Source organism: Mesorhizobium sp. P160927 (assembly GCF_057766385.1).
The window spans coordinates 30,968-50,368 of sequence record NZ_JBYMDW010000001.1 but is presented as its reverse complement, the minus strand read 5'-3'; the positions used below and the strand labels follow the sequence as shown (position 1 = coordinate 50,368).

Genomic DNA, 19,401 nt, shown 5'->3' with positions numbered 1-19,401 from the left:
GCCCGAAGCGATTTTCTGCGCCTCCGGGGCTCACGGACTTCATGGGCGCTCCCCTCCGGTTCTCGAAAATCACTTCATTTGACTCAGCCTGCCGAATTCTTTGAAGGATCTCGAGTCGGCGCGTTCGCTACATTAATCGCGAGCCAGCGCGCCACGGAAGGCGACGGCGGCCAGGATAAGGCTGGCGATGGCGTTCCAACCGGCCAGCGACAGGCCGAGAATGCGCAAGGCGGCCTTGTCGCAGGAGGGCGGCACGAATTTGTCGAGCGCGTCGAGCACGCCCTTGCCACCGGTGTCGACAGGGCCGGCGCCCGCCGTGCAGTCGGTCGGGCCAGCCCACCACTGCCACTCGACGCCGGAGTGATAGACGCCGAGATAGAGCCCGTATAGCATCAAGAGGCCGCCAACGGCCAACAGGCCGCGCGTCAGCCATGCCGGTGCCCGCAGCATCGATGCGATCGCCGCCAGCACCATCAAGGGCACGCCAATGTAGTAGGGTGTGCGCTGTTCCAGGCAGAGGTGGCAGGGGATGTAGCCGCCAATGTGCTGGAAGCCGAGCGCCGAGCCAACGGTCGCGGCCATCGCGACGGCGAGAAACAGTGCCGCGCGCGTCCGCTGGCGGCCGGTATCGGAATTCATGGTCGCTGTCATGGCGTCTTTCGTCCGTTGCGTTCGCCGTCTGCGAAGTCTGCTCGCCGCGCTGCCGAAACCGTTGCCCGGTTTTAAGCATCAAACCTTAGAGAGCGTATTTGATCAGGATATAGAGCAAAATCAGGGCGACCGCGGCAGCGCCGACGATCAGGCCCAGGCGCTTTTCGATGAATTCGCGGATTGGCTCGCCATAGCGGCGCAAAAGCCACGCCAACAGCAGAAAGCGGCCGCCGCGCGCGATAATGGCCAGCACGATGAACAGCGCCAGGTTGACGCCCAGGGCACCGGACAGGATCGTCACCACCTTGATAGGCGGCAGATGCGCGGCACCCGAGGTGACCAGCATCAGGGCGATGAACTCGATGCTGACGCCCGCCGAGGACCGCAACTGCTCGAAGTCGTCATATTTGCCGTAGAATTCGAGGATGGGCCGCGCCACCGCGTCATACGCATAGTGGCCGATGAACCAGCCGGCAATGCCGCCCAGCACCGAGGCGACGGTGGCGATCAAGGCATAGCGATAGGCGCGATCCGGCCGTGACAACGCCATCGGCAGATAGAGCACGTCGGCCGGCACCAGAAAGACCGAGCTCTCGACGAAAGCGATGAAGGCCAGCCACCATTCGGCGGATTTGCGAGCCGCCAGCGACAGGGTCCAGTCATACAGTCCGCGAAGCATCGGCTCTCCTATGGAACGGCCCGTCTGTCTAGAAAGGTTTTTCGCGCTGCACAATGGCCGCGGTCTTACAAATTGGAAAGGTGCCGTCTGGTCGCGGCAGAGGCTGGTTTGCAAATTGGCCTGTTGACGAACAGGCCTCCGACCGTATAGTCCGCGCCCATCCAGGCCGCCCGGCCTGAGCCCCTATGGCGGAATTGGTAGACGCGCTCGACTCAAAATCGAGTTCCGCAAGGAGTGCTGGTTCGATCCCGGCTAGGGGCACCACAACACAGGTGGGAAGTCGACAAATCGCTGACTCCACTGGGTTGAACAATTCAGTCGCTGGCGCTCCACTGGATTGAAACAGCGGCGTGGGCGATGATCGCCTCACACGGGTCCGTGCTGCCGTATGATCTTCCATTCGTGCCAGATCAGCACCATGACGACCGCATCGAAGACGGTCAGCACGAGCAGCCCGGCCGAATGGGTGTAGGAGTAACGGTAGACCTGGTAGATCATGAATGCTCCCAAGGCCAGGAGAGACGCCGGGTACGACCATAGTTTGCCCCTGAGAAGTCCGATAACCAGGAAGAGCTTTATCAGGCCGTGACTGAGGAGATAGAAGGCATAGAACTCCTTGCTGGCGACCGAGAAATGGCTTGCCACCTGCGACAGATAGCCAGCTATGAAATCCTTCGGATCTTCGGTCAACTCGTCCTGGGTAAGGGCATTGACCCAAGACGCAATGGTGGCGGTGGTGACGAGATAGAGCAACACCCCACCAACGCACTCAATGAAGGCATGCGCTCCCTTGAGCCAGACGCCGATCTCGAAGACCTGGTGAATGCGACTCTCATCGACGGCCTTCAAAGTCCCACCTCATCCAACTGACGAAACGGACGACAAATGGATGCAGCCCTCACCCATTGGGTAAATGCCGAGGCCGGCCTCAGCCCTATCCTTGATAGAGCAATGATCGGCGTCTCACAATTCGGCGTTCCGCTGATGGTGCTGGCCATAGTGCTGCAGTGGTGGGCCAAAACTGACCGCTACCATGTTCGTCACGCGGCCCTTGCTGCAGGTCTGTCGTTCCTGCTCGGCCTCGCAATCAACCAGTTCATCCTTCTGTTCGTGCATCGGATGCGGCCCTACGATGCCGGCGTGACGCATCTCCTGATTGCGCCAAGCGCCGACTGGTCCTTCCCTTCCGACCATGCAGCAGCCACCATTGCCATCGTTGCCGCTTTTGCGATGCGGAGGCTGCCGCGCCGGACGATTGGGCTCTTGGTGGTGGCATTCCTGATTTGCTGGTCGAGGATCTACATTGGGACCCATTACCTGACCGATGTCATCGGCGGCGCGATCACTGGCGCCCTGGGCGCCGTTGTGGCGCGACTGATCTATCGTGAGAACTCCCGGCTGGACAATCTCGTGACAAAAATCCTCTAACAAGGATTGACCAATCAAGTGCACGCTGACAACGGCTTCCATGGAACCGGCATGGATCCCAGGGGCTCGCCGCCGGTGTTTCGGGTGAGGAGGGTATCGCCCGGTGAGGCGGCCTATCCGGGGCTCCCGGAGAGGCGTTCATGCCGGCGGGCGCCGGCTGGCACCCGGGCACGGAAGGAGCCCTTCAAAAGGAGCGGGGCCTTCTTACCGCCTCTTGAGCAAACTCTTCATCCGGTTGCGCAGCAGGCGCGCCATATTTCGGGTCTCGCGATAGAGATGCAACTGAGAGGCGGCCTGGCGGGCGAGGCGGTCGGCATCCCTGGTCAACCCGATGACCAGCGTGCCGACCGGTTTGCGCTCGCTCCACAGCCGGCTCATCACCGGGTGGTCGGGCACGGCGCAGGAGTCGGTCATCATGATGTTGGGATCGTCGAGATGGTGTCTTGTGACCTCGATCATCAGCAGCGTGCCGGGCGAATAGGCAGCCAGCGTCTCGTCATAGGCCGTTTTCCAAGTGTAGGCGACGCCGGCCTCGACGAAGACGATCAGGCAAGCGACGGTACGGCCGTCGAGCGTCAGCGAATGGATGCGGCACATGTCCTGTTCGGCGAGCCGGTGCACCGCCTCGCGGGCGAAGGCGGCGCGGAAGCGGTCGATCGCCATGGCGGTGCGCTCGCGGCCTTTCCAGCCGGACGCCTCCAGCGTCAGGAAGTGCTCGATGGCGTGGCGGATTTCCTCGGGGCCGCGTGCCACGGCGTGTTCGAGCTTGCCGAGATCGCCAAGGCGCCGCTTCAGGCGGCGGAATTCGCGATAATGGTGCGCGCGCAGCGAAGCCTTGAGATAGTCGTCGCCGTCGAGTTCGCTCTCTAGCACGGGGCGTGAAGTCTGGCCCGTGGTGACCAGTGTCAGGCCACGGGTTTCGGCCACGGTGGCGATCAGGCTCGCCACCGGACCGTCGAGCCTGATGTCGGGCAGGATCAGGACTTTCGGCATTTTCAAATGCGGGCGCGACAGCATCGAGAGGAAATCCTCGACCACGCCGACCGGGTCGTCGCGGTCGATCAGCGGCGTGCCGAGCGGGCCGAACGGGCTCGACCAGGTGCGCATGACCGGTACGCCGAGCGGCACCACCGGCCGTTCCACCGAGATCGGCACCAGCAGCCGCAGTCGGTTGCGGTATTCATCGCCGTCCCGGATCACGGCAAGGCGCACTTCGCGGTCTTCCAGCCGGGGCATGGCCGGCGCCAGGAAACGCGGGTTGAAGAAGACGTTCGGCTCGATCGTGCGGGCGCAGAGATAGTCCAGTTCCTCGACAAGGTCGAAGCCGGCCGACGCCGGGTAGATGGCGAGTTTGCGCTCGGGCCGGTTGTTGGCGAGGATCTCGATATGGGCGGGATCGGCGTCGCGCGCCAGCCCGGCAAGGCCGGACACCATGGCGCCGGCGGGACCGCCGCTGGTTTCCTCGAGCAGAGGGATGGCGGCCATCAGGCGGCTCCTTTGGCTGACACGAAGATCGCCATGACGATGCCGAGCTTGCGCCAGACCGTGAAGGACAGCGCGCCGGCCTCGAAGATCATGGCAAAGGCGGTGGCCATGGCCGCGCCCCACAGGCCGAAATGCGGGATCAGCACCACGTTGAGTCCGATATTGAAGGCCAATGTCATGGCATAGACGGCGGCGCAGACATTCTGGTTGCCGCTCATGGTGAGCAGGCTTTCGCAGGGGCCGACGGCGGCGCGCGCCACAACCCCGAACACGAGCAGGAACAGAAGCGGATAGCCCGACGTGAATTCGGGGCCGAACAGCACCAGCATCGGTTCGCCCAGCGCCAGCACCAGGAACGCCATCAGCAGCGAGGGCCAGAAGGTCCACGATACCGTCTCGCGGGCGAAGGCGGCAAGCTTTTGCGGCTCGCCATGGGTGAACTGCGCGTAACGTTGGGCAACGCCGGCCTTGACCGCGAAATAGACGAAATGCACCAGCGCCAGCGTCTTGACCGTGGCGAAATAGACGGCGACATCATTGGGATACATATAGGCGCCGACCATCAGCACATCGGCGTTGGTGAGCAGGAAGAAGAAGCTCTCAACCAGGAAGATCGGCAGCGAGACGACGAACCATTGCGCGAAATGCACTTTCATCGGGCCGGCCGGAATTTGCCTTTCCATGCGCTGGGTGACCCCGATGAGCTGGGTCAGCGTGGTGGCGTAGGTAGCGGCGATCGAGGCGAAGATCGCCGTCCGCGCGTCGGGGGCGTAGCCCGCCCAAAGCATCAGCGCCATGAACAGCAGGATCAGCACCGGCCGGATCAGGTAGGTCGGAGACAGCGCGAACAACGCCCATGAATTGGCGCGCGCCAGCCCTTGCAGCAAATCCGACAGCGCGATCATCGGCAGGCAGATGACACCGAGGATGAACGGTATCACGTAGTAGTTTTCGATCCAGGGCGCGGCCAGCCAGACGCCGAGGGCGCCGAGCCCGGCGATGACCGTCGAGGCGATCAGCACGAACAGGCGGCTCGCAACGACGATGCCGCGCAATTCGTCCATCAGGCCGCGCTCGCGGTATTCGGGGATGAAGCGGATGACCGATGTGTGGAAGCCGAGGCAGGCGAGGTTGCCGACAATGACCATTGTCACCCAGACCAGCACGAAGATGCCGTATTCGAACGAACCCATCCAGCGCGCCATCAGCACCTGGCTGATAAAGGCGATGACGGCACTGACGATGCGGATGGAGAAGGCGATGACCGACATACGGCCGGCTTCGCCGCGCTCGTCGGCGGTGAACAGCACGGCGTCGAGGCGGCCAAGCAAAGGCTCCATGCGCAGCGCCAAACGCTGCGGCAAGAACCGCCCGGCAGTCGTGGCCGCGGAAAAGCGCACCCCGATTTCTCTCCGTTTTCCGCCTCTTTTCAGGCTTTGGTGTAGCGAAAACACCTTAAGAAAGCGTGGGTGGGGAGGCGTGCGTAATGGCCGAAAGTCGAGCGATGACGAACGGGTGAAGGTGCCGCGAGACAGGCGCGGCGCCGTTTTTTAATCAGTCGAGTCTACCGGCGGCCCGTCTCTCCGCGCGTTGCGACATGGTCGATCGCGCAACGGCTGATACCGATGTCCTTCAGCATGAAATCGGGCATGGTCTCAAGGCGACGCCGGCCATGCCGTAGGTGCCGCCCGTGCACAAGCCAAGCGGCAACGGCCATCAGGCGCGAAGTTTGGGTGCGCGGCCTCGCCAGGACGACATCGATTTCGGGCATGATCTCTCCTCGCGGTGCGCGCGAAAGGCCTGCCGGGACCTGGACCGGCAGGCCGGGTGCCGTCAGTCGGCCTTTTTCATGGCGTCACACGAGACGTTCGGGTTCATGTCGGCGAAGGCGCCGGTCGGGTTTTGCTTCCAGGCCCAGACATGAAGTTCGTAGAAAGGGCCGAGGCCATAGCGGTTGGGAGCGCTGTTGAAGTTGAACAACTGGCCTTCAAGCGAGGCCGGACCCTTCGCGGTGATGTATTCGACAGCCACCAGCTTCAGCGTGCCATCGGACATCGGCTCGTACATCACGGCCTCCGGCTTGGCGACGTCGATCGCATCGTCCTTCAGATAGGCGCCATTGACGTAATGAATGCCCATGGCGCCGCCAGTGATGCCACTGGCGCAAGGTATCGGCGCATAGCCCTCGGCGGTGGCCGCCGCGACGTTGGCGAAGCGGCTGTTGGCCGCCCGCACCTCGTCGGCAAGCGGATTGCTCTTCCCCGCCGATGCGGCGGTGGAGGCGATCGACGTGATGAACAGTGCGGCAAGGCGCCAGAAATTGACGTTCATTTTGTTCTCCATTGATTGTTGATGATCCGGCAGGCGCCCAGGCCGGCCATCAAGGCCAGGCCTGGTTGCAGAAGCCCGCGGCATGGGACTGGCAGTGCGGGAGGGGTTCGATCTCGTCCATCCCGTTTAACCGGACCGCGGTCTCATTGGTGCCACCACCAGTATTCCCAGTAGTCCCGCCGCATCTCGTGCTCCGGCTGACCGATGTCCCGTCTCAAATAATCGTCTTGCGGAGGCAGGCACCTGCGCCGGCCTCGCAATGGCGATAGCAGCGCGGAGACAATCCGCGATGCGAGACCGCGCCGGTGGGGTGCGGGGTCGAACGCCACGACGGCGGCCGCCGTTTCGGGAAGGAACGACAGGGAAAACCGACTGCTATCATTGCCCAGGACAATTTCACGCTCATGGCTCCAACCTTGGTCCATCGGATCAGCGATAAAAGTAGGGGTCCAGGACCCTCACCTCGGTGATCTTGTCCACCGGCAGAGAATTCTTCTGCGCCGTGCTGCGGATGGCTTCAGGCGAGGGGGCGTCGTAGATGCAGAAACTCTTGCTCTTGTCGGGCGAGACGAAGGACTGCACCCAGGTGACCCCCTTCTCGGCATTGCGCATGATGATACCGCCAAGCGCCGTTGCGCCGATGTCGTTCATCGGAAGGTTGAGTCCGTCGGGGAATGTCCGTTCGATCAGATAGCGAGGCATGGAATGGCTTCCTTTTACGATTGATTCACGCTCGAAGTGAGCGCGGTCGGAGAAGAACCATGGCCTTCGAAAGCGCGCATCGGAGCCTTTCCCCATATTTCGCGGGACGATTCCCTATGTTTTCGACGTTTGATCTTGGAGCCACACTGCGGATACCGAAGCGTGGGTATCTTGGGGGATGGGTTTGACGACGATACTCATGGGCCAGTAACGATGCTTCTGGAGCGGCAGGCGCAACTTGAACATTTGGAGGAACTGCTCGCGGCGGCGGCGCTCGGTCGCGGCCGCGTGGCGGCATTGCTGGGTGAGGCCGGCGCCGGCAAGACGGCACTCGTGGAGGCGTTCGTAAGCGGTGTTGGGCAGCACGTTTCCATATTCCGCAGCGCCTGCGAGGATCTGTCGATTCCCGATCCGCTGGGACCCCTCTATGATCTGGCCCGGGACGCGCAGTGGGCACTGCCCCGGGCGATCGATGACCGGCAAGGCCAGCGGCTGCCCTTGTTTTCTGACGCTCTCGAGGTTTTCGAGGCGAAGTCTCGTCCGGGCCTGCTGGTCATCGAGGATATGCACTGGGCCGACGACGCGACCCTGGATTTCGTCCGTTTCCTGGGCCGACGCATCGCCAACACCCATATGCTGGTGCTGTTCACGGCACGCACCGACCGTAGCGAAGGGCAGATGCGCGCGCGTCGGGTGCTCGGTGAAATTCCGGCCGCCAACGTCCAGCGTATCGAAGTGCCGCTGCTCACCGAAGCGGCGGTGTTGTCGCTTGCCGAAGCAGCCAACCGCGACGGCAGCGCAATCTACCGCGCCACCGCGGGCAACGCCTTCTTCGTCACCGAGTTGCTGGCTGCCGAAAGCGAGATGATCCCGCCGGCCAGCGTCCGCGACGCTGTGCTGGCGCGTGCCGAGCGCCTGTCGCGGGGCGGGCGCTCGATGCTCGACGCGGTGTCGGTGTTTCCGCGCCGCGCCGATGTCTGGGCGCTGCGCGGCCTCTGTGGTGTCGCCAGCGCGGGCCAGCTGGCGGAATGTGTATCGAACGGCCTGCTCGACGATCTCGGCGATGGCTATGCCTTCCGCCACGAGATCGCCCGTCGCGCCGTCGAGATGGCGCTGACGCCGAGCCATCGGCGCGAATTCAACCAGCGCGCGCTTTCCGCACTGCAGGAAAACGTCGAGGTGGCTACCGCAAGACTTGTGCACCATGCGGTGGAGGCCCAGAATTTGGAAGCCGTACGCGAGCTTGCCCCGCTCGCGGCGGGCGAGGCTTCCCGGGTCGGCGCGCATCGCGATGCGGCCGGCTATTACGAAGTCGCCCTACGGCACGCCGACAGCCTGCCCATGGGCGACAGGGCGAGGCTTTATGAGGGCTATGCCTTTGAATGCCATCTGATCGGCCGCATCGATACGGCCATCGAGGCGCAGGGCCAGGCGCGGCGGTTGCAGCAGGCGTTGGGGGACACGCTCAGGGAGGGCGACAGCCTCAGATGCCTGTCGCGCTTCGCCTATCTGGTGGGTGACCGAGAACAGGCGGACCTGTTCGGGGCACAGGCGGTGGAATTGCTGGAACAGGCGCCGGCCAGTCCGGAGCTTGCCATGGCCTATTCCAATCTCTCGCAGCTGGCGATGCTGGCCGAGAAGCTCGACGAGACCCTGCTGCTCGGCTGCAAGGCAGTCGGTTTGGCCGAACGGTTGAACAAGCCGGAGATAGTCTGTCATGCGCTGAACAATCTTGGCTCCGCCGAACAGTGGCTAGACCTGGCCAAGGGCCGGCTGCACCTCGCCCGCAGTCTTGACATCGCGCTCGGGCAGAACTTCCAGGAGCACGCCGCACGCGGCTTCACCAATTGTGCCTGCGCCGAAATGAACCAGCTCGACCTTGTCCGGGCGCAATCCTTTCTCGACCGGGGCATTGCCTATTGCGTCGAGAATGACCTCGCGACCTGGCGGGACTATATGCGGGGCGTGCAGGCGCAATTGCTTTTGCGACGCGGCCTTTGGGACGATGCGGCCGCGATGGCTCACGACATCATCGACGATAGTGCGACCACGGCCCTGGTGCGTTACCCATCCTTGGTCGCGCTGGCGAAATTGCGCATAAGACGAGGCGATCCGGCCGCGCCCGTGCTGGACGAAATGAAGCGGTTCCTAGACAAGGGAATGGAGCTGCAGCGGCTGGTGCCCTACACGGCATCGATGGCCGAACTGGCATGGCTAGGGCAAGGCGACTCCGAAGAGGCACTTCGCCTGATCGATCTGGCCGAAAGCCTGTCGCCGACGAGGGCGATGTTCGCCGAGTTGGCCGTCTGGCGGCTGCTCTTGTCACCTGACAGCAATCCTGGCGATACGACCGGCATGGCGGAGCCCTACCGCCTGCTGCTCACCGGCGACTGGCGTGGTGCCGCGATGCTGTGGGCCCGGCTGGGCGCTCCGTTCGAACGGGCGCTCGCCCTGTTGTACGGCGACGAGCCGGCGCTGCGCCTGGCCCTGGACATATTCGAGGGGCTCGGTGCCCGGCCGGTGGCGCAGCACGTCCGCGCCGTCATGCGGCAGAATGGCGTCCATAACATCGCCAGGGGACCGCGGCAGAGCACACGCGCCAATCACGCTGGCCTGACGCTCCGCCAAATGGAGGTTCTGCACCTGATCGAGCGCGGTTTCTCCAACAAGAGAATCGCCGAGCACCTAACCATCTCACCGAAGACCGTCGATCATCATGTCTCAGCGGTGCTGGGCAAGCTGGACGCCGTTTCGCGCGGCGAGGCGACCGCCGCCGCGCGAGATTCCGGGCTGATCTGACAATATGGAAGCCTCCCCGGATCAGAAGTCCGGGAACACCGATCTCGCGGTCTTTACGCGAAGGTCCCGTGGCAGTGCTTGTATTTCTTGCCGGAGCCGCAGGGGCAGGCTTCGTTGCGGCCGACCTTGCCCCAGGTCTCGGGGTTGTTTGGGTCGCGATCCTCGGGAGCGACGATGGCGGTGCTTTCCTGGCGTACCAGAAGGGCCGTTTCGCCACCTTCGAAATCATTCTCGCCGGTGGTGCCGTCAATATGCGTGCCGAACATGTCGGGCGCTTCCGGCGGCGGCGCTTCGGCGGCCTGGCGGACCAGTTCGACGCGCATCAGCTGCGCGGTGACGGCCTGGCGCAGATTGCCGAGCATCGCCTGGAACAGCTCGAACGCCTCGCTCTTGTATTCCTGCAGCGGATCGCGCTGGGCGTAGCCGCGGAAGCCGACGACCGAACGCAGATGGTCGAGATTGACGATATGCTCGCGCCACAGATGGTCGAGCGTCTGCAGCACCACGGAGCGCTCGACATAGTTCATCACCTCGGGACCGAAACGGTCGGCGCGTTCTTGTGCGGCGGCGTCGGCGGCTTGAGAGATGCGCTCGCGGATGTCGTCCTCGGCGATGCCTTCTTCCTTCACCCAGTCCTCGATCGGCAGGTCGAGATTGAGGAATTCGGCGACCTCGGCCTTCAGGCCGGCGACATCCCACTGTTCGGCGTAGGCGTTTTCGGGAATGGCCTTGGCGACGATCTCGTCGATGACGCCCGCGCGCATCTCGCCGATGGTCTCCGAAAGGCCCTCGCCGTCCATCAGCTCGATGCGCTGCTCGAACACCACCTTGCGCTGGTCGTTGGAGACGTCGTCATATTTCAACAGGTTCTTGCGGATGTCGAAGTTGCGCGCCTCGACCTTCTTCTGCGCCTTTTCCAGCGCCTTGTTGATCCATGGATGGATGATGGCCTCGTCTTCCTTGAGGCCGAGCTTCTGCAGCATGCCGTCCATGCGCTCGGAGCCGAAGATGCGCATCAGATCGTCCTGCAGCGACAGGAAGAATTTCGAGCGGCCGGGGTCGCCCTGGCGGCCAGAGCGGCCTCTGAGCTGATTGTCGATGCGGCGCGATTCATGGCGCTCGGTGGCAAGCACGTATAGGCCGCCGGCGGCCAGCGCCTTTTCCTTCAGGCGCTCGATGTCGGCATTGATTTCCTTTTCGCGCGCCTCGCGTTCGGGGCCTTCGGGCATGTCGCCCAGTTCGTCGGCGATGCGCATCTCGGCATTGCCGCCGAGCTTGATGTCGGTACCGCGGCCGGCCATGTTGGTGGCGATGGTGATGGCGCCGGGCTTGCCTGCCTGGGCCACGATTGCCGCTTCCCGCTCGTGATGGCGGGCGTTCAGAACCTCGAAATCCGTGAAGCCTTCCTTGCGCAGGCGCTCGGCCAACTGCTCGGACTTTTCGATCGAGGTCGTGCCGACCAGTGTCGGTTGACCCTTGGCGCTGGCTTCGCGGATCTCCCTGACGATCGCCTTGTACTTCTCCTCGACCGTCCGGTAGACCTCGTCGTCCTCGTCCTTGCGGATGACCGGCAGGTTGGTCGGGATCTCGGTGACTTCGAGACCGTAGATGTTGCCGAATTCCTCGGCTTCGGTCAGCGCCGTGCCGGTCATGCCGGAAAGCTTCTTGTAGAGGCGGAAGTAGTTCTGGAAGGTGACGGAAGCGAGCGTCTGGTTCTCCGGCTGGATCGCCACGTGCTCCTTGGCTTCCAGCGCCTGGTGCAGGCCTTCCGAATAGCGGCGGCCGGGCATCATGCGGCCGGTGAACTCGTCGATGATGACGATCTCGCCGTTGCGCACGATGTAGTCCTTGTCGCGCTGGAACAGCCGGTGCGCCTTCAGCGCGTTGTTGACGTGGTGGACGATGGCGACGTTCTCGACGTCGTAGAGCGACTCGCCCTTGAGCAGGTCGGCATCGCGCAGCATGTTCTCCAGCTTCTCGGTGCCTTCCTCGGTAAAGATCGAGGTCTTCTGCTTCTCGTCGATCTCATAATCCTGCGGCTGCAGCTGGATGATGAAGGTGTCGATGGTGTTGTACATTTCCGAACGGTCCTCGAGCGGACCGGAAATGATCAGCGGCGTGCGCGCTTCGTCGACCAGAATGGAATCGACCTCGTCGACGATCGCGTAATTGTGACCGCGCTGCACCATCTGGACGCGCTCGTACTTCATGTTGTCACGCAGATAATCGAAGCCGAGTTCGTTGTTGGTGGCGTAGGTGACGTCGGAGGCGTAGGCGACGCGACGCTCCTCGTCCGATAGGCCGTGGACGATAACGCCGACCGAGAGGCCGAGGAATTTATAGACGCGGCCCATCCATTCGGAGTCGCGGGTGGCGAGATAGTCGTTGACGGTCACGACATGGACGCCGTTGCCGGCGAGCGCGTTGAGATAGACCGGCAGCGTCGCGACCAGGGTCTTGCCCTCGCCGGTGCGCATCTCGGCGATGCCGCCATTGTGCAGCACCATGCCGCCGATCAGCTGGACGTCGAAGGGGCGCATGCCAAGCACGCGGCGCGCGGCCTCGCGGGCGGTTGCGAAGGCCGGGACCAGCAGATCGTCGAGGCTGGCGCCGTTGGCGATATCCTGGCGAAATTTTTCCGTGCGGCCGGCAAGCTCGGCATCGGAGAGCGCCCGCATCTCGTTTTCCATGGCGTTGATCGCCTCGACACGGGGGCGGGTCGATTTGACCCGACGGTCGTTGGAGGAACCGAAAACCTTACGGGCGAGACCGCCGAGACTGACCATCCAATGGTCCTTTCGATAGAATTCTCAAACTTGAGACAGGCGCCGGCCGGCCCCATCACATCCACGTGAACGCACCGCCTGAATACGGGCAAACACAAAAAGCGCCCGGAAAACGGTTCTGGACGCCAAGTCGATGGACAGATAAGAGGGGGCTCAACTGATGTCAACGCCGCGCTGGCCCTGCCGGTCGCGCCAAATTCCGCCACAATCTGGCTGATCTGGAAGCCACCCTCCCTACAATCCCTCACCGGAGTCATCCTTATGTCCTTGTTGTTCAGCCGTGCGTCGTTTGCCAGCCTTGGCCTGGCCCTCGGCCTGTCGGCTCTTTGCCTGTCGCCTGTCACCGCGCAGGAGACCGCTCCCGCTCCGGCCGCCCCGGCGGACGCGGCCGCCCCGGCCGCGGCGCCCGTCGACCCGAATACCGTGATCGCCACCGTCAACGGCCAGCCTTTGACCGAGGCCGATCTGGTGCTTGCCGAAGGCGAGCTATCGCAGCAGTTCGCGCAGTTGCCGCCCGAGCAGCGCCGCGCCGCGGCACTTTCGGCGGCCATCGAAATCCGCGTCATGGCAGCCAAGGCGGTCACCGACGGTCTCGATAAGGATCCTGACTTCCAGCGCCGCATGGCTTTCCTGCAGCAGCGCGCGCTGCATGGCGAGATGGTCGAGAAGGGTGTGGTCGACAAGGTCACCGACGCCGAGGTTCGCGCCCGCTACGACCAGGAAATCGCCAATACGCCGCCGGTCAACGAGGTGCATGCCCGTCACATCCTCGTGAAGACGAAGGAAGAGGCCGAGGCGATCATCAAGCAGCTCGACAGCGGCGGCGATTTCCAGAAGCTCGCCAACGAGCACACCAGCGATCCCTCGGGCAAGTCCAATGGCGGCGATCTCGGCTGGTTCGGACCTGGCCAGATGGTGCCGGAGTTCGACAAGGCGGCCTCCGCGCTCGAGGTCGGCAAATACACCAAGGAGCCGGTGCAGACGCAGTTCGGCTGGCATGTCATCAAGCTCGAGGACAAGCGCGCCAAGCAGCCGCCGGCCTTCGACGACGTCAAGGATCAGGCCAAGCAGGCCGTCATCCGCGACAAGTATTTCGCGCTGGTCAAGTCGCTGCGCGGCGGCGCCAAGGTCGAGATCCCCGACGCCAATCTGAAGAAGGCCGTCGACACGCTGGAAAGCGCCAAGTAGGACACGCAATCGCGAAGGCGCGGCGAGTGATTGCTCGCCGCGCCTATTTTTTTGCCGTTCTTTAGGGCTTGGGCGTGACGATGCCTCGCGTGACATAGCCAACAGCGGTTCGTATCGTGGTTTCGTCCACATCGAGGCGGTTGGTCAAAAGATGTTTCCAGGCGAAGGACCCGATCAGATCGGCCACCACCTCTGAATCGATATCGTCGGCAATCTCACCCCTTGCCTTGGCGCGGTCCACGATCTGGCTGTTGTGAGTCCGGCGCCCGGTGGCATAGCCGGCGAGCGCCGCGCCGGCGGTCTCATCCGATTGCGCCTCGGCAATCAGCGACCTGTACACGCTGCCCGAAGGCGTGTCGCGCCAATGCGCGAACAGGTTTTTCAGGAAGCCGACGAGGTCTTCTTCCAAGCTTCCGCTGTCTGGAATGTCGACGCGCTTCTGGCGCTGATAGACTTCGAGCAGCAATGCCGCCTTGCTTGGCCACCAGCGATAGATGGTCGGCTTGCCGGCGCGCGCGCGGCGCGCCACGGCCTCGATCGAGAAGCCGGCATAGCCGCCTTCGACCAGCACTGCCTCGGCAGCCTCCAGAATGGCGTCCGCACTGTCGGGATTGCGCCGCGCACCGATCGATCTGCGCGCCGTATCCGCCTCCTCGGCCATGCCTGTCGTCCCCGTTTCAATTCGCGGCAATGATAAGCGATCCCGCGATGAAACGAAACGACCCGTTTTTTGGCGAGGTGCCGGCGCCGTCATCCGACGGTGGTCGTCACATCGCCCGCGACATCTCCGACACGATGCGTGATCCCTTCTCGGTCTTGACCAATTCCAGCGTCAGCCGCGCCTTGCCGGCTACGCGCGCCGCCGACTTGTCCTTTGGCGTGTAGTCGTAGCTCATGGCAAAGACCGCTTGAGCGCTGCTCTCGCCGTGCGGGGTAACCTCCAGGCTGCCGGGTTCCAGGCCAAGCGACCAAGAGGCCCATTGCACGAACCAGTCGCTCTTCACTCTCACAAGCGTCTCGGCATCGTAGGGCGTGCCGAAGACGGTGGCCGATGGGCCATAAAGCCGTTTGACGGCGGCGCGCATGTCCTTGACGTCCGGCGACAGGTAATCGTCGCGCAGGAATTTCTCGATCGCGCTTTTGTCGTCGCCGACCGAACGCTCGAGCGTCGCCACCTGCGTCGAAAGCGCCGGCGCGGCCGCCGGTTCCGGTGCCGTTACCGGTCCCGCGCCCGGTACGAACTCGAAGCGTTCGAGCAGCGATCCCTGCTCCCATGGGCGCTGGGCCTCGCGGGTTTGGGAGACCACGTCGCGGCGCACCGCTATCATCATGTCGTTCATGCTTTGTCCGGGCTCGGGATGTGGCGCAGCAGGGGCCTGGGCGAAGGGTGAGTTGCGCCCCGATCCGTCCATGGCGACCGCGCCCGGCGCCGTCGCGAAGGCAATGAAGGAGCCGCGTGTCGAATCGAACTGCGCCGGTCCCGCCAGCGCCGTTGCCGAGCGGGTGGTGGCGGTGCGGCTCAAGCTGCGGGCAAACGGGTTGTTGCGGCAGGCGTCGAGGAACACCAGGCTGACCTTGGCCTGCTGTTCCATGATGTCGAGGACTTCGTCGATCGGCACCGCTTCGAGCTGCAGCTTACCGGCACGTCCAGCCTGGCGTCGACCGGCACGATATAGTTGCGGCCTTCGACCTGCAGGCCATGGCCGGCATAGTAGAAAAGCCCGACGCCGGCGCCTTCGAGCGCATCGGAGAACTCGCCGATGCTGCGTTCAACCTCGCGCTTGCCAAGATCGTTGCCTTCAATGACTTCGAAGCCGATGGTACGCAGATTGTCGGCGATGTCGAGGGCGTCGTTGACCGGATTGGCCAGCGTGCCGGCCTCGGCATAAGTACCGTTGCCGATGACGAGCGCCACGCGCCGCCCCGGCCCGGCATCGGCGCCCAGCAGCAAAAGTCCCAGAAACGCCCAAGCGAGGATTGCAAGCCTGCCCATGAGGAAGATCATAGCGCCACGCACCCCGGCGACGCCAACAGATTTGAAATGCAAGCTTAATCCTCAACGGGTTTGCCCTCCGCGGGAGCGATGAAAACGCGCTTGCACCGGCGCGCCGTATCGGGCAAACCGGCCTTCCCCTTGCGATTTTCCCGCCCGAGGTCTGCATGTCCACGACGATTTCCCCGCTTGCGCCGAAGAAATATCCAAAAATGCCCGCCATCGAAGGGGTCCGCATCGCCACCGCCGAAGCGGGGATAAAGTACAAGGGCCGCACCGACCTGCTGGCCATGGTGTTCGATGCCGGCACCGCGGTCGCCGGCGTGTTCACCAAGTCGAAATGTCCCTCGGCGCCGGTTGATTTCTGCCGCCAGAACCTTGGCTCCGGCAAGGCGCGGGTGCTGGTCGTCAATTCCGGCAACGCCAACGCCTTCACCGGGCAGAAGGGCCGCGAGTCCACCGCGCTGACGGGCGAAGCGGCGGCGAAGGCCGCGGGCTGCACGGCAGGCGAGGTTTTCCTGGCATCGACTGGCGTCATCGGCGAACCGCTCGACACGACCAAGTTCAGCCATCTGCTCGCCGGGCTGGTCAGCGACGGCAAACCGGACCTGTGGACAGAGGCGGCGAAGGCCATCATGACCACGGATACATATCCGAAAGTGGCGACGGCGACGGTCAAGCTCGGCGACGCCGATGTGACCATCAATGGCATTTCCAAGGGCGCCGGCATGATCGCGCCCGACATGGCGACGATGCTGTCCTTCATCGCCACCGACGCGCCGATCGCGGCTCCTGTCCTGCAGGACCTGTTATCGCGCGGCACGGCCAAGACGTTCAATGCTGTAACCGTCGACAGCGATACCTCGACCAGCGACACGCTGCTGTTGTTTGCCACCGGCAAGGCGGCAAAGCGCGGCGCGCCCGAGATCACCGATCCCAGGGATGCCCGCCTTGGTCAGTTCCGCCGGGCGCTCGGCAAGGTGCTGAAGTCGCTGGCGTTGCAGGTGGTTCGCGACGGCGAGGGCGCCCGCAAGCAGGTCGAGGTCACCGTCACCGGGGCCAAGTCGGCCCGCTCGGCCAAACGCATCGCGCTGTCGATCGCCAATTCGCCGCTGGTCAAGACGGCGGTCGCCGGCGAGGACGCCAATTGGGGCCGCGTCGTCATGGCCGTCGGCAAGGCCGGCGAGCCCGCGGATCGCGATCGGCTGTCGATCTGGTTCGGCGACAACAGGCTGGCGCATGAGGGTGAGCGCGACCCCAGCTATTCGGAAGAAAAGACCTCGGCCTATATGAAGCGCGACGACATCCGCATCCGCGCCGATATCGGCATCGGCCGCGGCAAGGCGACGGTGTGGACCTGCGATCTCACCAAGGAATATGTCGCCATCAATGGCGACTACCGGAGCTGATCGCCTTGGTTTCGCGTCATCCCGCAAGCATGCTCGCGACCGTGCGTCGCTACGAGGCGGCCGGCTTTCGGGCCTGGCCCGCGGCCGCCGTCCACTATGACGGCACCTGGGTGGTGCGCCTGACCGCCGGTCATCCGGCCAAGCGGCTGAACTCGGTCAATCCGCTCGATCCCGGCGACATCCAGCACATCGCCGACCGCATCGGCCGCGCGAGCCGCCGTTTCGACGCGTACGGCCGGCCGCTGACGTTCCGCATGTCGCCATTGTCGGGTCCCGATCTTGCCAGCCATCTCGACAAGGAGGGCTGGAGCCGGTTCGACGAATCGCTGGTCATGCGGCTGCCGCTGGCCGATGCGCAACTCGACGCCGCCATGGACCAGATCCCGCTCAAGGACATCAGCCGCTTCATCGGCGCATTGCTCAAGGTCAGCGGCTCGGACGTGTCGCTGCGGCCGGGCCTGTCGGAGATCATCGGAGCCATCCAGCCTGAAGCCGGGCTGTTCGCGCTCGAGGATGGGACGGAGCCGCTGGCGACGCTGATCTGTGTGCATGACGGCGATCTCGCCGGCCTGTTCGAGGTCGCTACCGACAAGGCGGCGCGCAACAAGGGCCACGGCCGCAACCTGATCCTGTCAGCACTGAAATGGGCGAGGCTGCGCGGCGCACGGGAAGCCTGGCTGCAGGTCGAGGCCGGCAACGCGCCGGCGCTGGCGCTCTACCGCGCGCTCGGCTTCGAGGAAGTCTATCGCTATCACTACCGCCGGCCGCCTGGTCATGGGTGAAATCGGGCATGAATGATGTGACGATCGCCGGCAAGCGCCTGCTTCTGGTCGCCGCTTGCGCGCTGGTCGATGCCGATGGCCGCGTGCTGCTGGCGCAGCGGCCGCAAGGCAAGCAACTCGCCGGCCTGTGGGAGTTTCCCGGCGGCAAGGTCGAGGCCGGCGAGACGCCGGAACAATGCCTTGTCCGTGAACTGCAGGAGGAGATCGGTATCGAGACCGATATCCCATGCCTGGCGCCGCTGACCTTCGCCAGCCATTCCTATGACGACTTCCACTTGCTGATGCCGCTTTTTGTCTGCCGCCGCTTCCGCGGCATCGCCCAGCCGAGGGAAGGGCAGGCGCTGAAATGGGTGCGGCCCAAACAGATGCGCGATTATCCGATGCCGCCGGCCGATACGCCATTGATCCCCTTCCTGATCGATCTCCTTTGAGGATCCGATTGGACCACCGTCCATATCAGCCAGCGTTAATGGAAGATTTATCTCATCATGAAAAAGTTGACGCATGGCCGTTTTCGTGCGGCAGCCGTCATTTCGCTGGGGAGCGATAGAATGAGCCTGGACAGGGATTGGGATTCGATCCGGCCCGAGCGCGGCTTTCGTGCCGCCGAAGCGGGCATGGGCGTCCTGCGCCTCACGCTGCTGTTCGGATCGGCCGCCGTGGCGCTGGCGTTGATCGCGACGCCTTTCCTGGACGGCCAGACGCGTTCGCAAACGGCCCGCGACGGTTTCCCTGGCCTGGACATGACGGCTACCGGTTCGATCAGCCATCGCAGCACCTATACGGTACGCCGCAGCGTGCTGCAGGCCGATCCGGGTGGCGTCTGCATTATCCGTTCCGATGGCAAAAGCAGTGGCGACTGCTGACAAGGCCAGGACCTTTCCGACGGTCGGCGGCTTCACCGCCTGTTAAGCCTTTGCCGTTAACCTTTCTTAACACGTCCGCGGTAAAGTTTCCGCAACGGGGATCGAGGCCATGAAAACAGTGCTGCTGCGTTTTCTGGAGGACGAAAACGGCACCACGGTCGTCGAATACGCCCTGATCATCTGCGTACTGTCGCTGACGATCATCGGGGGTATCAGCCAGGTCTTCAACACGCTGACCTGGTTGTTCAGCGACAACTCCAGCAGGCTTGCCAACGCCTTTGCGCAATGAGGCTGGTTGCCTG

Annotated in this window: 20 protein-coding genes and 1 tRNA gene; 9 read left to right on the top strand and 12 right to left on the bottom strand. The window is 63.7% G+C overall.

Annotated features, from left to right (window positions below):
• Positions 1–132: 132 nt before the first annotated feature.
• Together AC3CB8_RS00240 and AC3CB8_RS00235 are read right to left on the bottom strand one after the other, a co-directional pair.
• On the bottom strand, positions 133–651 hold the full coding sequence (locus AC3CB8_RS00240) for a disulfide bond formation protein B (RefSeq protein WP_023770758.1): 519 nt from the start codon (positions 649–651) through the stop codon (positions 133–135).
• Between the two features lie 85 nt (positions 652–736).
• The gene (locus AC3CB8_RS00235; RefSeq protein WP_023795052.1) at positions 737–1,330 is read right to left on the bottom strand and encodes a YqaA family protein; all 594 of its coding nucleotides are present in this window, start codon (positions 1,328–1,330) and stop codon (positions 737–739) included.
• 179 nt (positions 1,331–1,509) lie between these two features.
• Here AC3CB8_RS00235 and AC3CB8_RS00230 point away from each other — a divergent pair.
• Positions 1,510–1,594: transfer RNA gene (locus AC3CB8_RS00230), tRNA-Leu, on the top strand.
• Positions 1,595–1,696: 102 nt separating this feature from the next.
• On the opposite strand, the gene AC3CB8_RS00225 is transcribed toward AC3CB8_RS00230, so the two are convergent.
• Positions 1,697–2,179 carry a DUF2127 domain-containing protein gene (locus AC3CB8_RS00225; RefSeq protein ID WP_031241093.1) on the bottom strand — a complete coding sequence of 161 codons (483 nt, stop codon included), beginning with the start codon at positions 2,177–2,179 and terminating at the stop codon, positions 1,697–1,699.
• A gap of 36 nt (positions 2,180–2,215) precedes the next feature.
• Here AC3CB8_RS00225 and AC3CB8_RS00220 point away from each other — a divergent pair, with 36 nt between their 5' ends.
• Complete coding sequence (locus tag AC3CB8_RS00220; RefSeq protein WP_352566083.1) at positions 2,216–2,758, top strand: phosphatase PAP2 family protein; 543 nt, start codon at positions 2,216–2,218, stop codon at positions 2,756–2,758.
• A 204-nt stretch (positions 2,759–2,962) separates the two neighbouring features.
• On the opposite strand, the gene AC3CB8_RS00215 is transcribed toward AC3CB8_RS00220, so the two are convergent.
• The 5 genes from AC3CB8_RS00215 to AC3CB8_RS00195 all read right to left on the bottom strand — a co-directional run bounded on the left by AC3CB8_RS00215 (position 2,963) and on the right by AC3CB8_RS00195 (position 7,276).
• Entirely contained in the window at positions 2,963–4,243 is a 1,281-nt protein-coding gene (locus AC3CB8_RS00215) for a GNAT family N-acetyltransferase (RefSeq protein WP_352566081.1), read from the bottom strand.
• Positions 4,243–5,643 (bottom strand): oligosaccharide flippase family protein, encoded by a 1,401-nt coding sequence (locus AC3CB8_RS00210; RefSeq protein WP_352726749.1) that lies wholly within the window; start codon positions 5,641–5,643, stop codon positions 4,243–4,245. The genes AC3CB8_RS00215 and AC3CB8_RS00210 overlap by 1 nt, the downstream gene beginning before the upstream one ends.
• Before the next feature lie 164 nt (positions 5,644–5,807).
• Positions 5,808–6,014: a YjiS-like domain-containing protein gene (locus tag AC3CB8_RS00205; protein ID WP_023770752.1), complete on the bottom strand. Its 207-nt coding sequence runs from the start codon at positions 6,012–6,014 to the stop codon at positions 5,808–5,810.
• Positions 6,015–6,076: 62 nt separating this feature from the next.
• A complete protein-coding gene (locus AC3CB8_RS00200; protein ID WP_023770751.1) occupies positions 6,077–6,574 on the bottom strand; it encodes a hypothetical protein in 498 nt (165 codons plus the stop codon).
• Positions 6,575–7,003: 429 nt separating this feature from the next.
• Complete coding sequence (locus AC3CB8_RS00195; protein WP_023770749.1) at positions 7,004–7,276, bottom strand: DUF4242 domain-containing protein; 273 nt, start codon at positions 7,274–7,276, stop codon at positions 7,004–7,006.
• A gap of 213 nt (positions 7,277–7,489) precedes the next feature.
• Here AC3CB8_RS00195 and AC3CB8_RS00190 point away from each other — a divergent pair, with 213 nt between their 5' ends.
• Positions 7,490–10,075: a helix-turn-helix transcriptional regulator gene (locus tag AC3CB8_RS00190; protein WP_023795057.1), complete on the top strand. Its 2,586-nt coding sequence runs from the start codon at positions 7,490–7,492 to the stop codon at positions 10,073–10,075.
• 53 nt (positions 10,076–10,128) lie between these two features.
• Here the strand turns inward: AC3CB8_RS00190 and secA are convergent, their stop codons facing one another.
• The gene (secA, locus tag AC3CB8_RS00185; protein ID WP_023783550.1) at positions 10,129–12,861 is read right to left on the bottom strand and encodes a preprotein translocase subunit SecA; all 2,733 of its coding nucleotides are present in this window, start codon (positions 12,859–12,861) and stop codon (positions 10,129–10,131) included.
• Between the two features lie 261 nt (positions 12,862–13,122).
• On the opposite strand from secA, the gene AC3CB8_RS00180 reads away from it, so the two are divergent.
• Positions 13,123–14,049 carry a peptidylprolyl isomerase gene (locus AC3CB8_RS00180; protein ID WP_023770746.1) on the top strand — a complete coding sequence of 309 codons (927 nt, stop codon included), beginning with the start codon at positions 13,123–13,125 and terminating at the stop codon, positions 14,047–14,049.
• Positions 14,050–14,110: 61 nt separating this feature from the next.
• Here the strand turns inward: AC3CB8_RS00180 and AC3CB8_RS00175 are convergent, their stop codons facing one another.
• The 3 genes from AC3CB8_RS00175 to AC3CB8_RS00165 all read right to left on the bottom strand — a co-directional run bounded on the left by AC3CB8_RS00175 (position 14,111) and on the right by AC3CB8_RS00165 (position 16,096).
• Complete coding sequence (locus tag AC3CB8_RS00175) at positions 14,111–14,710, bottom strand: TetR/AcrR family transcriptional regulator (RefSeq protein ID WP_023770745.1); 600 nt, start codon at positions 14,708–14,710, stop codon at positions 14,111–14,113.
• Between the two features lie 106 nt (positions 14,711–14,816).
• Positions 14,817–15,668 (bottom strand): caspase family protein, encoded by an 852-nt coding sequence (locus AC3CB8_RS00170; RefSeq protein ID WP_352566075.1) that lies wholly within the window; start codon positions 15,666–15,668, stop codon positions 14,817–14,819.
• Complete coding sequence (locus AC3CB8_RS00165) at positions 15,569–16,096, bottom strand: caspase family protein (RefSeq protein ID WP_352566073.1); 528 nt, start codon at positions 16,094–16,096, stop codon at positions 15,569–15,571. Before AC3CB8_RS00165 ends, AC3CB8_RS00170 begins: the two co-directional genes overlap by 100 nt.
• A 113-nt stretch (positions 16,097–16,209) precedes the next feature.
• Here AC3CB8_RS00165 and argJ point away from each other — a divergent pair, with 113 nt between their 5' ends.
• From argJ to AC3CB8_RS00140, 5 genes are all read left to right on the top strand, one after another.
• Positions 16,210–17,451 (top strand): bifunctional glutamate N-acetyltransferase/amino-acid acetyltransferase ArgJ, encoded by a 1,242-nt coding sequence (gene argJ, locus AC3CB8_RS00160; RefSeq protein ID WP_023770744.1) that lies wholly within the window; start codon positions 16,210–16,212, stop codon positions 17,449–17,451.
• A 29-nt stretch (positions 17,452–17,480) separates the two neighbouring features.
• Positions 17,481–18,233 carry a GNAT family N-acetyltransferase gene (locus AC3CB8_RS00155; RefSeq protein WP_031241090.1) on the top strand — a complete coding sequence of 251 codons (753 nt, stop codon included), beginning with the start codon at positions 17,481–17,483 and terminating at the stop codon, positions 18,231–18,233.
• A gap of 8 nt (positions 18,234–18,241) precedes the next feature.
• Positions 18,242–18,664: an 8-oxo-dGTP diphosphatase MutT gene (mutT, locus tag AC3CB8_RS00150; protein ID WP_352566071.1), complete on the top strand. Its 423-nt coding sequence runs from the start codon at positions 18,242–18,244 to the stop codon at positions 18,662–18,664.
• Positions 18,665–18,784: 120 nt separating this feature from the next.
• Positions 18,785–19,099: a hypothetical protein gene (locus AC3CB8_RS00145; RefSeq protein WP_023770741.1), complete on the top strand. Its 315-nt coding sequence runs from the start codon at positions 18,785–18,787 to the stop codon at positions 19,097–19,099.
• Between the two features lie 109 nt (positions 19,100–19,208).
• Positions 19,209–19,388 (top strand): Flp family type IVb pilin, encoded by a 180-nt coding sequence (locus AC3CB8_RS00140; protein WP_023770740.1) that lies wholly within the window; start codon positions 19,209–19,211, stop codon positions 19,386–19,388.
• The last annotated feature ends 13 nt before the right edge of the window (positions 19,389–19,401 follow it).